Origin of the sequence: Streptomyces sp. AJS327 (genome assembly GCF_013450295.1) — a bacterium.
Classification (GTDB): Bacteria; Actinomycetota; Actinomycetes; order Streptomycetales; family Streptomycetaceae; genus Streptomyces.
Genome location: NZ_SKBR01000003.1, coordinates 113,328 through 125,295, shown reverse-complemented (window position 1 = coordinate 125,295; position 11,968 = coordinate 113,328). Strand labels below are relative to the sequence as shown.

Genomic DNA, 11,968 nt, shown 5'->3' with positions numbered 1-11,968 from the left:
ACACCGTGACCTCGGGGTCGTGCGCTCCTGTGTACGGCGCCCGGCCCGGCGCTCCCGGGCCCTGACCGAGCCATCCGACAAGCAGGAACACCCTCGCAGCAATGGAGTCCAGATGCATGCCTTCGACGTCTTCAACCACTACGAACGGAACCACTGGAAGCTCTCCGACATCGACTTCGACTCGGTCGACCGCTCCCTGGTGGAGCCGGAGTACGTGACCCTCGCCAAGAGCGCGGTCATGGGTGAGTGCAACTCGATCGCCGCCACCCACGGCTTCTTCAACGAGTTCGTCGACGACTACGACTTCTCGGCGTTCGCGGCGATCTGGGGCTACCAGGAACTCCAGCACCACTACGCGTTCAAGTCCTGGCTGCGCGCCATCGACGAGGACGTGGACCAGCGTCCGGTGGACGCGATGCGCGCCCCGTACGCGCCCGGCAGCACGCCCTCGGCGACGCTGGCGACGAACATCATCTCGGAGCTGACCGTCAACCACGTCTACCGCGCCGTGGCGGAGTGGGTGCGGGAGCCGGTGCTCCGGGACCTGCTGCGGCGCGCCAGCCGCGACGAGGCGGGCCACGCACGGGAGTTCATCCACTACACCAAGACGCGGCTGGAACGGCTGCCCGAGGAACTGCCCTCGGTGCTGGAGACGCTCTACGTCTACACCTCCGAGGCGAAGATCAAGCACCCGGTCAGCCTGTTCAAGGACAGCCTGGTGGAGGGGGACTTCGAGACCATCGACACCGGCTTCGAGTTCTTCCTCGAAAAGGTCGCCTCCGAGGGTGAGTTGGAGCAGCTGCACGCCAAGGTGCGGGGCGCGTTCGGCTCCATGACCGGGCTCGACCTGACCAGCGGCGCGCGTATCCGGCGCGCCCTCGCCGGGGCGCTCTCGTGACCGCCGCGCACACCGCCACCGCGTCCGACGGCGCGGCGGAGGCCGAGGGCGGCGCCGACACCGGCAGAGCCGGAATCGAGGTGCCCTGGGCCGCCCAGCCCGACTACCAGTGCTTCGGCTGCTCGCCGCACAACTCCGCAGGTTTGCGGCTGCTGTTCGAGGAGCACGACGGAGGGCTGCGTACCGAGATCCGGCTCGGCCGGGCGCACGAGTCGTACCCCGGTGTGGTGCACGGCGGACTGATCTCCACGATCTGCGACGAGACCATGGGCAACCTCGTGGTGCTCCGGCGCGGTACCCCCGCCTTCACGGTGGCGATGCGCGTCCGCTACCTCACCCCGCTCGCGGTCGGCGACCGGTACCACTGTGTCGCGCGGCTGCGTCCGGAGAAGGAGGGCGAGGAGATCACGCACGCCACGGCGGAGGTCGTGGACGCGGCAGGTGAGGTGATGGCGACGGTCACCGCCAGCTACCGCTGCGTCCCGATGGACCGGGCCAGGGAGCACCTGCGCATGACCGACCACGACGCGGCCGACCTCGTCGAACGGCTCGACCGCACCCGGACGGAGGGCCTGACCGGCGCCTCGTCCGTCACCGCCAGCCCCGGCGGTGACGGCGCGGCCTCCGGCTGACGCCGGAGCCGAACTCCCCGTCACACACGAATGGTTGGAGTGAACCGTGGTGCCGCCGACGGTCCGTGCGCACGCCCGCGCTTCGCGGGGTGACGCGGAAGGCGTGGACGTGGGAGGGAGTTGCCGGATCCGGCGCGACCGCCCGGGCGTTCCCGCCGGTTGACGGCCACCCGACTCCCCAACCACCCGTCCACCCCCCGACCGAGCGGGCCCCTCGGGACCGACCACTACCCGGATCCCACCCCCGGGATCCGACGCTCCTCGCCAGTGGGCGAAGGGCCGCCAGACCCGGCAGTACCCCTAGAAAGGTGAATCCAGCATGACCGAGCAGCGTGAGCAGATCCTGACCACCGTCACCGAGATCGTGGCGGGCGAGATCGGCCAGTCGGCCGACTCCCTGACCCCCGAGACCGACCTGCGCTCCCTGGAGGGCGCCGACTCGGTCAAGGTGCTGCGGATGGTCGCCAAGATCGAGCAGCGGTACGACATCGAGTTGGAGGACGAGGACGTCTTCGGTCTCTCCACCATCACCGAAGTCGTCACCGTGGTGGAGAAGGCGCTGGCGGAGGGCAACTGATGACCACGGCACCAGCCGGGACGGACAGTCCGTCCCTATCGAACACCAACACCCACTACGACCTCGACCCGGACATCTTCGGGCTCTTCCTCGACCCCTTGCGCAAGTACAGCTCCGGGCTGTACCGGTCCCCCTCGGACACCCTGGAGCAGGCGCAGCTCAACAAGCTCGCGTTCGTCGCGGACCGGCTCGGAGTGAGCGGCGGCGAGCGGGTGCTGGACGCGGGCTGCGGCTGGGGCTCGGTCATCCTGCACTTCGCCAAGGAGTACGGCTGCTCCACGCTCGGGGTGAGCCCCGCCGGGAAACAGCACGCCTACATCGCCGAGCGCGCCGCCCAACTGGGCGTCTCCGAGCGGGTGTCCAGCGTCGTCGGGCACTTCGAGGAGGTGGAGCTGCCGGAGGGCGGCTACGACGCCGTCACCATGCTCGGCTCCATCGTCCACATGCCCGACCTGGAGGCCGTGTTGAGCAGGGCCCGCCGACTGCTGCGGCGCGGCGGGCGGTTGTACGTGTCGGAGAGCTGCTTCCGCAGCGAGGGGGTCCGCGCCGAGTTCGACGAGCGGGCGGGCACCCAGTTCGTCCGCGACTCGATCTTCGGCTACGGCGAACTGCGGCCGCTGTCCGAACTGGTGCGGGGCGCCGAGAACGTGGGCTTCTCCATCCAGAGCCTGGACGACCTGACCGCCGACTACCACCGCACCATCGAGGACTGGATCGTCAACGTCCGCGAGCGCGCCGAGCGGATCGACGCGGTGCGGCCGGGGATGGCCGAGCACCTGGAGCGCTATCTGGAGGTCGCCAACGCGGGGTGGGGTTACACCACCAAGCACTACGCGCTGGTGTGCCGGAAGGGGAGGTGAGGCGATGAGCGGCGAGACCCGTCAGCCCCGTGCGCCCGGCACGGAGGACGGCGCGCGCGGCGGCATGGGCGTGCCGGAGGACGCCCGGGCGGCGACCACCCCGCCCGGTACGGCGATCGGCCCCATGCTGGAGCCGTTCGAAGTGGAGGAGTCCGTCACCGACTTCATGCGGGCCACGCCGGTCTCCCGGCGCTGGGACGTGGAGTCGATCACCAGCTGGGACCAGGCCGACGCGGGCCGTCTCACCGACGGCCAGCGGTCGGCGGTGCGCTTCGTCACCCTGATCGAGGACCACCTGCCCGGCTACTTCGCGATGTACCACAAGCTGTTCCCGGTCAACGGCGACGTGGAACGGGAGACGTACCTGCACAACCGGGAGCTGTACCACTTCACCGTCCGGTGGGCGGCCGAGGAGGACACCCACGCCCGGGCGCTCACCCGCTACCAGACGGCCTCCGGGCTGACCGACCCGGAGACGCTCCGGGCGGAGCTGGCGGTGGAGGGGCAGCGGGAGTTCACGCTGCCCTACGAGCACGCCGTGCAGTACTTCGCGTACACGCTCGTGCAGGAGAAGGCCACCCAGATCTACTACCAGCAGCTGCGGGACGTGGTGGAGGAGCCCGTGCTCGCGGAGGTGCTGGGGCGGCTCAGCCGGGACGAGGCCCGGCACTTCGCGTTCATGGCGGACACCGTCGAGCGCTATCTGCGCAAACACGGTGACGCGGTGGTCGAACCCGTACGGGACGTGATCGCGACCTTCCGGATGCCGCTCGCGGGCACCATGCGCGGGTACTGGCGCTGGGCCCTGAAGATCGCGGACACCGCCCGCTACGACCACACCGACGCCTACGAGCACCTGATACGCGTGGTCAACCGCGCGGTGGACGCCAAATCGGACCGGATGGACGAGTTGACGCGCTTCATCTCGTCGTGCCGGACGGTCGCCGCCGTCTGACCCGCGTCCCACCCGGCAGCCGGGCCGTCCCCTCCACGGGCGGCCCGGCCGCCGTGTTTCCGCACCCCGCCGGCGCACCCCGGCCGGGCGGGCGGAGTACGCGCACCCCGTCCGGCGCCGCCCCGGCCCCACCCGCCTCCCGCGACCGTCCTACGGTGAACTCCATGACCCACGCGACGAGTTCACCGATCTGGCCGGTCCTCCACTACGACGACACGAACGCGGCGCTGCGCTACCTCGTCGACGTCCTCGGACTGGACGAGATCATCGCGGTGCCGGACGACGAGGGGGACGTCGTACACGCCGAACTGGGCTGGTCCGGAGGGGGCGCCCTGGTCCTCGGATCGACGAAGCACACCGACAGCGTGCACGGCGGGATGCGGGCCGGAACCAGCGCCGTCTACCTCGCCACGGACACCGTGGACGCGGTGGACGCCGTCCACGCGCGCGTGCGGGAGGCCGGAGGACACGTGGCCGAGCCCCCGCACGACGCCACCTTCGGCTCCGGAGCCGCCTCCTACACGTTCACGACGAGCGATCCCGAGGGCAACCTGTGGACCTTCGGCACCTACCGAGGGGCCAGGGAGACCACCTGAGCACCGGCCCCCGCCACGGCAGTCACCCGCCAACACCGGGGGAGACCGGGGGAGTTGGGACCAGTGCCGGAAACCACGGCGCTCCCCGCCGAGGACCCGGGGCCCCGGGTCCTCCCACCCCCACCGGCCCCCCGGGTCCGGAACGCCGGGGGAGTGGGTGTGACAGGGGTAGTGACATACCGCGCGGTACGCCGCGAGAATCACGGGCACCCTTACAGCCGTACCCCGTGGAGGCCCCCGGTGCAGAGTTCGATGCAGGACATCCCGCTGTCGGTGTCCCGGATACTGACCCACGGGTCGACGGTGCACGGCGGGGCCGAGGTCACCACCTGGACCGGCGAGGGCGAGCCGCGCCGCCGCGACTACGCGGAGACCGCCACCCGCGCCGCCCAACTCGCCCACGCCCTCCGGGACGAACTCGGCGTCACCACGGACACCCCCGTGGGAACGCTGATGTGGAACAACGGCGAGCACCTGGAGGCGTACTTCGCGGTGCCGTCCATGGGCGCGCTGCTGCACACCCTCAACCTCCGCCTCCCCGCCGACCAGTTGGCCTGGATCATCAACCACGCGCGGGACCAGGTCATCATCGTCAACGACACGCTGATCCCCCTCCTCGCCCCGCTGCTCCCACGGTTGGACAGCGTGCGGCACATCGTCGTCGCCGGCGACGGCAGCCGCGCCGCGCTCGACGGGCACCACGCCCACGTGCACGGGTACGAGGAGCTGATAGCGGGACGCCCCGAACACTACGACTGGCCGGAACTGGACGAACGCCAGGCCGCCGCGCTCTGCTACACCTCCGGCACCACCGGCGACCCCAAGGGCGTCACCTACTCCCACCGCTCCATCTACCTGCACACCGTGGCGACGCTGGCCCCCGAGGTGTTCGGGCTCAGCTTCTCCTCGCGCGTGCTGCCCGTCGTGCCGATGTTCCACGTCAACGCCTGGTGCATCCCCTACTCCGCGTTCTTCAGCGGCGCCTCGCTGGTGATGCCGGACCGCTTCCTCCAGCCCGCCCCGCTGGCGGACATGATCGAGCGGGAGCGCCCCACCTTCACCGCCGGGGTACCGACCATCTGGGCGGGCCTCCTGGCCGAACTGGAGGCCAGACCACGGGACGTCTCCTCGCTGGACCTGGTGATCTCCGGCGGCTCCACCTGCCCCCCGACCCTGATGCGCGGCTACGAGGAGAAGCTGGGCCTGCGCCTGGTGCAGGCGTGGGGCATGACGGAGACCTCCCCGCTGGGCTGCGTCGGCCATCCCCCCGCCGGAGCGGAGGGCGAGGAACGCTGGCGATACCGCTACCGCACCGGCCGGTTCGTCGGCTCCGTCGAGGCACGGCTCACCGGCCCCGACGGCGAACGGATGCCCTGGGACGGCGAGTCGGCCGGTGAGCTGGAGGTGCGCGGCCCCTGGATCGCCGCCTCCTACTACGGCGGCGCGGACGGCGAACCGCAGCGCCCCGAGGACAAGTTCACCGCTGACGGCTGGCTCCGCACCGGCGACATCGGCACCATCACCCCGGACGGCTACCTCACCATCACCGACCGCGCCAAGGACGTCATCAAGTCCGGCGGAGAGTGGATCTCCTCGGTCGAGCTGGAGAACGCGCTGATGGCGCACGAGGCGGTCGCGGAGGCCGCCGTGGTGGCGGTGCCGGACGCGAAGTGGGACGAACGCCCCCTCGCCGCCGTCGTGTTGGCCGAGGACGCGGACGCCGTCACCTACCAGGAGCTGCGCGCCTTCCTCGCCGAGCGGGTGGCCCGCTGGCAGCTACCCGAGCGGTGGACGCGGGTCAGCGCCATCCCCAAGACGAGCGTCGGGAAGTTCGACAAGAAGGTGCTCCGCGCGTGGCACGCCGCCGGGGAACTCGACGTCACCCTGCTCACCCCGTAGCCCCGCGGCCCCGTAGCTCGTATCGCCCGACATCCGGTCAACACATCGCCCCGACACGACAGTTCGGACGGGGCGACGAGAGGGACGGCGCTCCCGGGGGTCGGCCCCCCGGGAGACGGACGGTCAGCGAGCGCCGATCTTGGTGAGCAGATCGACGATGCGGGACTGCACCTCAGGGCTGGTCGACCGCTCCGCGAGGAACAGCACCGTCTCCCCGGAGGCCAGCCGGGGCAGCGCCGCCGGATCCATGTCCGCCGACGTGTAGACGACGAACGGGGTGCGGTTGAGCAGCCCGTTGACGCGCAGCCAGTCGATGATGCCCGCGCGGCGCCGCCGCACCTGGAGCAGATCCATCACCACCAGGTTGGGCCGCGTCCGCGCGGCGACGTTCACCGCGTCCGCGTCCGACGCCGCGTGCGCGACCTGCATCCCGCGCCGCTCCAGCGTCGCCGTGAGCGCCGCCGCGATCGGCTGGTGCTCCTCCACCAACAGGACACGCGGCGGGTGTTGCTCGCTGTCCCGCGGTGACAGGGCCTTCAGCAGCACCGCCGGGTCCGCGCCGTACGCGGCCTCCCGGGTCGCCTGTCCCAGCCCGGCCGTCACCAGCACCGGAACCTCGGCGGCCACCGCCGCCATGCGCAGGGACTGGAGCGCGGTACGGGTGATGGGCCCGGTCAGCGGGTCCACGAACAGCGCGGCCGGATAGGCGGCGATCTGCGCGTCGACCTCCTCCCGGGAGTGCACCAGGACCGGACGGTAGCCCCGTTCGGACAGCGCCTGCTGGGTGGAGACGTCCGGTTCCGGCCACACCAGCAGACGGCGTGGGTTGTCCAGCGGCTCCGGCGGCAGCTCGGCGTCCCGCAGCGCGGCGGGAACCGGCACGCCCCGGCCGTCGGTGACCTCCACCGGGCTGTCCGGACCGTCGAGCGGCTCCGGGCCCTCCGTGCCGCCACCCGAGGAACCGTTCCCCGAACCCACCGCGAACTCCCGTGCGGGACCGGACTGTTGGGGAGCGGACCCCTCCTGCGGCGGCAGCGGCCCCGGACCGGGCTGGACGAAGCCCTGCGGACCCGGCGCCGCGGACGGCGGGGCGGCCGGCACGGCCTGCCCCGGGGCGGCCTCCGGGTTCTCCGTCGGCGTCGCGAGCTTCCGCCGCCGGCCGGAACCGGGCGGCGGAGCCGGGGTGGAGGGGGTGGACGGTATGGCGGTCGCGGTGCTCACCGGCCCCTGGCCGCCCTGGCTTCCGTTCGACGTCTGCTGGGCGGCGGCCTGTTCGGCCACGTGCCGCGCGTACGGCACACCCTGACCGAGCGTGCGCACGCGCGGACCACCCTGGCCGGAATCATCCGCCGGACGCTCCGCTTCCGCCGGAGGCAGCGGGGGACGCCCCGGCGCCTGCGCGCCGCCGCCCAGGATGGGGCTGGCGGCGACCGCGTTGTGCGTGCCGCCCGTCGGAACGCCCTGTGGCTCGGACGTGGGTCCACCGTCGCCCGCCTCGGCCTCCGGAGTCGCGCCCAGCGCGTCCCCGGCGCGCGGATCAACCGGCCGCGCCTCCTCGGGGGCGTCCCCCGGAACGGCCGTCTCCCCCTGCTGGGTTGGCCGCGCTGGCTGGGCTGGCTGGTCGGGCGGCCCCTGCGGTCCGGGCTGACGGGGATCCACCGGAGCGGACACCGGCGCACCGGCGACCACCTCGGCCGGAAGCCCGGGCGCCGCACCGGAACCCGGAACGCCCGGAAGCCCCGGTGCGTCCGGCGACGGTGCCCGCTCGGGGAGCTGACCCGGCGGCTGCCCCGGCAGCGGCTGCGCGGGCATGGGCTGCCCGGGAGGCAACTGCGGCCCCTGCGGCCCCTGTCGCGGTGCCGCCGGTTGTCCCGGTTGGGGTGCTGGTGCTGGTGCTGGTGCTGGTGCCGATGCCGGTGCTTGCGGGGGCTGCTGTGCGAGGTGCCCCTCGGCGTCCGGAGCGGGGAGCGGGCCAGGCTGTTCCGCGATCGGGGGCCCGGCTGCGGGCGCCGAAACAGGGGCCCCCGGCGAACCGGTGGACGGGTCCGTCGTACGGGCCGATCCGGGCAGCGCGGCCGGTCCGGACGGCGCCTCGGCCACGGCGGCCTCGGCGGTGGACTCCGCGCCTTGGGCCAGCGCCTCCGACTCGGCCCGGGCGCGGGCCTGCGCCGCGAGCCGACGAGCGCGCCGTCCGCCGCCCCCGGTGCTCGAACCCGCCGGAGGATGGTCGAAGGCGGTCGGTTCACCGGCCGTGGACTCCCCCTCGGCAGCGGTGGCCCCGCCGTCCTCAGGGCGGCGCGCACGTCGACCGGTCCCCGGTGCGGCCTGGTTCGGAATGCCCGACTGCCCCGCGCCCTGCGGGAGTTCGCCCTGCGGAAGCTCCCCCTGGGCCGGGTCGCGCGGCAGCGCCCCCGGTCCCGGCTGCCCACCGGCCGGGCCCGCCGGAGAGGTGGTCCCCGCCGGAGAGGTGGGGCCGCCCGGTGGGGTGGGGCCGCCCGGTGGGGTGGGGCCGCCCGGTGGGGTGGGGCCGCCCGGTGGGGTGGGGCCCGTCAGCACCGCCTGCTCGGGCGGGGGCGTGGGCGAGGGCACCAACTGGCGGCGTCCGCCCTCGGACGCACCCGCCGGGTCCACCGGCCCGGGCGCCGTCGGCGCTCCCGTTCCCGGCTGTTCGGCGGACGGGTCCGCGGGGTGCCCGGCCGGGGAGGCCAGCGGCCGCCGCGCCCGACGGCCCGCTGGCTGGGGAAGCGCCACGCCCTCCGGACGCTCCGGGGCGTGCGCCTCCTCCGGGCCGACCGGGGCCTCCGGTTCGCCGCCGGGCAGCGCGTGCCCAGCCGTCGGCTCGGCCGGACCGTCGAACGCCGGGTACTCCCCGGAGCCCTCGACGGCCGCCCGCTCACCCGGACTGGGGCGACCCCGCCGCCGTCCCGTCGGGCGTTGCCGCTCCGCGGCGGGCAGTTGGGCCTGCGCGGGGACCAGACCCCGCGCCGTCTCGTCCTGGGGCGCGCCGGGGGCCTCGCCGCCGTCGGCCACGCCCGCCGCCGTCGGCTCGCCCGCGCCCGACGCCACCCCCGCGTCCGCCGGGACGCCGCCCACGGGCGATGCCGGGGCACCCGGAGCGGGCTCCGGGCTGGAGTGCGCCCAGGCGCCGCCCACCCCGGACGCGCCGTGCGCGCTGCCCGAGCCGTCCCCGGACGAGGGGGCCTGGTCCTCGGTGCCGCGCACCGGCTGGGCCGGCACCGGCATCACCGTCGTCTCGTTGCCCTCGACGGCCTGGCCGCCCAGGGTCGCGTCCGCCTCCGGCGGCTCCGCGCCCCCCTCGCCCGCGCCCTCCGCCGCGTCCCGCTCGGGCGACGACGCGCCGTCCACCGCGCCGCCCTGCCCGCCGTCCACCGCGCCCGGAGCGGCCTCCGCGCCCTCGGCGGGCGGGAGTTCACCGCCGTCGGGTGTCACCGGGACCTCCAGCACGTACGCGCTGCCACCGGACCCGCCAGGGATCTCGTGCGTCTGGAAGACGCCGCCGTGCTGCCGGACGATGCCGCGCACCATCGGCTCGTGCACCCGGTCCCCGCCGGTGTGCGGCCCACGCACCTCGATCCGGACCACGGTGCCGCGTCGCGCGGCGGCCACCACGATCGTCGGGTCGACGCCCGGCGGCGGCGCCACGGTCGTGTTGCCCGTCGAGTCCACTCCGGCCACGTCGGCGATCAGATGGGACAGCGCGACGGCCAGCCGCTCAGCGTCCACCTCGGCCTCGATCGGCGGGGCGTGCACCGCGAACTGCGCCCGCCCGGGGCCGATCAGCTCCACCGCGCCGTCAACGCCCGCCGCCACCACGGTGTCCAGCGAGACCCTGGCGTAGCGCAGCTTCTCCCGGCCGTCGTCCAGCCGCTGGTAGCCCAGGACGTTCTCGACCAGCTTGGTCATCCGGCCGTACCCGGCGGCGAGATGGTGCAGCAGCTGGTTCGCCTCCGGCCAGAGCTGCCCCGCGGGATCGGCGGCCAGCCCGGTGAGTTCGCCGCGCAGCTGCTCCAACGGGCCCCGCAGCGCCTCCTCCAGCACCGCGAGCAGCTGCTCGTGCCGCGCGACCATCGCGTTGTGCGCCCGCCGGTCCGTGAACGTCAGTACCGCGCCGACGAGTTGCTCCCCGTCCCGCACCGGCGCGGTGGTCATGTCGACGGGTACCACGGTGCCGTCCTTCGACCACAGCACCTGACCCGCGCGCACCCGGTGCTTACGGCCGGAGCGCAACGTGTCGCCCAGCGGCGTCTCCTCCAGCGACACCGGGGTGCCGTCCGCCCGCGAGTGGTGCACGAGCGGGTGGAGTTCCTGACCGCCGAGGTCGCTGGCGCGGTATCCGAGGATCTGCGCGGCGGCCGGATTGACGAGGACGACGCGGCCCCCCGCGTCGACGCCCACCACGCCCTCCGACGCGGCCCGCAGGATCATCTCCGTCTGCCGCTGCTGCCGCCCGAGTTCGGCCTCGGCATGCAGCGTGCCGGTCAGGTCCCGCACCACGAGCATCAGCAGCTCGTTGCCGGTGTAGCCGTTGCTCCCCGGCGGGTGGTCGGCGTACGCGGCCTCGAACGCGGAGGCGTACGGCGTCCGTCCGTCCTCCAGGTTGGCGCTCGTCACCTCAACGGGGAAGGTGCTGCCGTCCGTTCGGCGTGCCACCATCCTGGTCGGCTTCGTCCGCCCCTGGTTCTCCTCGGCGCGCTCCTCGGGCCTGCGCATCGACCCGGGGATGCGCCGCGAGTCGAACTCCGGCAGCAGATCGAGGAGTCCACGCCCCACCAGCGCCGTGCCCGGAGTCTCGAACGCCTCCAGCGCGATGGTGTTCGCGTTGACCACCGTGCCGTTGCAGTTCACGAGGAGCAACGCGTCGGGCAGCGCGTCGAGTATGGCGGCGAGGCGAGCAGCGCCTCGGGATGGCCTGCTGCTCACGGCGACGTTCCTCCCTGCTGACCCCACGGTGCTGGTGACCAGACGCCCGGTTCGGCCGATCCGGTCTCGGCCGACAGTCTGCCGTTCGCCCCGGGCGTGTCACTAGAGGGGAGTCTACGGGGAGCCCTCCGACACGCGGCGGGGGATGTACGCGATGCGCGAGAGGGAGGAGCGAATTCCTCCCGTGCGCCCGACCTGTCCATCCCGCCCCTCTCACTCCTCTCACACGCTGGTCACATCAGGCCGGATTCCCCCGGTTCCGGGCTGCTTCAGCGCCCGGACGTCCCGATCCGGAGCAGTACGTTCCGGAGAGCTCGCCGTTCCGGGCCGCTCACCCCGGGACGACCTCCGTGCGGGCCCGCCACCGGACCCCGCTGCCACCCCGGCCCCTTCCATCACCCGAACCGGTGGCCGCCCCGCTGACCGCCTTCAGCGAGCCGGGCCCATCCGACGGGCCCACCGTCCGCATGCGGGAGGCCGTTCCACCGCGTACCACCGGATGATCACGAAGCGACGCTGACCGCCCCCCGACCGTGGCGCACCCGGCGCGCCACGGGGGCTGCGGCGAGCGGACGAGCGTGCCGGGACGGAACACCACCACGGCGGTGGC

8 protein-coding genes are annotated in these 11,968 nt (G+C 73.7%); 7 read left to right on the top strand and 1 reads right to left on the bottom strand.

What is annotated here, in order from left to right:
* Positions 1 to 112: 112 nt before the first annotated feature.
* The 7 genes from E0L36_RS17985 (at position 113) to E0L36_RS17955 (ending at position 6,417) form a co-directional block, all read left to right on the top strand.
* Positions 113 to 898, top strand: a complete 786-nt coding sequence (locus E0L36_RS17985; RefSeq protein ID WP_180930161.1) for a ferritin-like domain-containing protein — start codon at positions 113 to 115, stop codon at positions 896 to 898.
* Positions 895 to 1,530: a PaaI family thioesterase gene (locus tag E0L36_RS17980; RefSeq protein WP_308416820.1), complete on the top strand. Its 636-nt coding sequence runs from the start codon at positions 895 to 897 to the stop codon at positions 1,528 to 1,530. The genes E0L36_RS17985 and E0L36_RS17980 overlap by 4 nt, the downstream gene beginning before the upstream one ends.
* A 319-nt stretch (positions 1,531 to 1,849) precedes the next feature.
* On the top strand, positions 1,850 to 2,107 hold the full coding sequence (locus tag E0L36_RS17975; RefSeq protein ID WP_180930160.1) for an acyl carrier protein: 258 nt from the start codon (positions 1,850 to 1,852) through the stop codon (positions 2,105 to 2,107).
* Positions 2,107 to 2,967 carry a cyclopropane-fatty-acyl-phospholipid synthase family protein gene (locus tag E0L36_RS17970; RefSeq protein WP_180930159.1) on the top strand — a complete coding sequence of 287 codons (861 nt, stop codon included), beginning with the start codon at positions 2,107 to 2,109 and terminating at the stop codon, positions 2,965 to 2,967. The genes E0L36_RS17975 and E0L36_RS17970 overlap by 1 nt, the downstream gene beginning before the upstream one ends.
* A 4-nt stretch (positions 2,968 to 2,971) precedes the next feature.
* Complete coding sequence (locus tag E0L36_RS17965; RefSeq protein ID WP_258016324.1) at positions 2,972 to 3,922, top strand: acyl-ACP desaturase; 951 nt, start codon at positions 2,972 to 2,974, stop codon at positions 3,920 to 3,922.
* A 164-nt stretch (positions 3,923 to 4,086) separates the two neighbouring features.
* A complete protein-coding gene (locus E0L36_RS17960) occupies positions 4,087 to 4,518 on the top strand; it encodes a VOC family protein (protein WP_180930158.1) in 432 nt (143 codons plus the stop codon).
* Between the two features lie 240 nt (positions 4,519 to 4,758).
* Positions 4,759 to 6,417, top strand: coding sequence for a long-chain fatty acid--CoA ligase (locus E0L36_RS17955; protein ID WP_180930157.1), 1,659 nt, complete (start codon positions 4,759 to 4,761; stop codon positions 6,415 to 6,417).
* Between the two features lie 123 nt (positions 6,418 to 6,540).
* On the opposite strand, the gene E0L36_RS17950 is transcribed toward E0L36_RS17955, so the two are convergent.
* Complete coding sequence (locus E0L36_RS17950; RefSeq protein WP_180930156.1) at positions 6,541 to 11,358, bottom strand: PAS domain-containing protein; 4,818 nt, start codon at positions 11,356 to 11,358, stop codon at positions 6,541 to 6,543.
* Between the last annotated feature and the right edge of the window lie 610 nt (positions 11,359 to 11,968).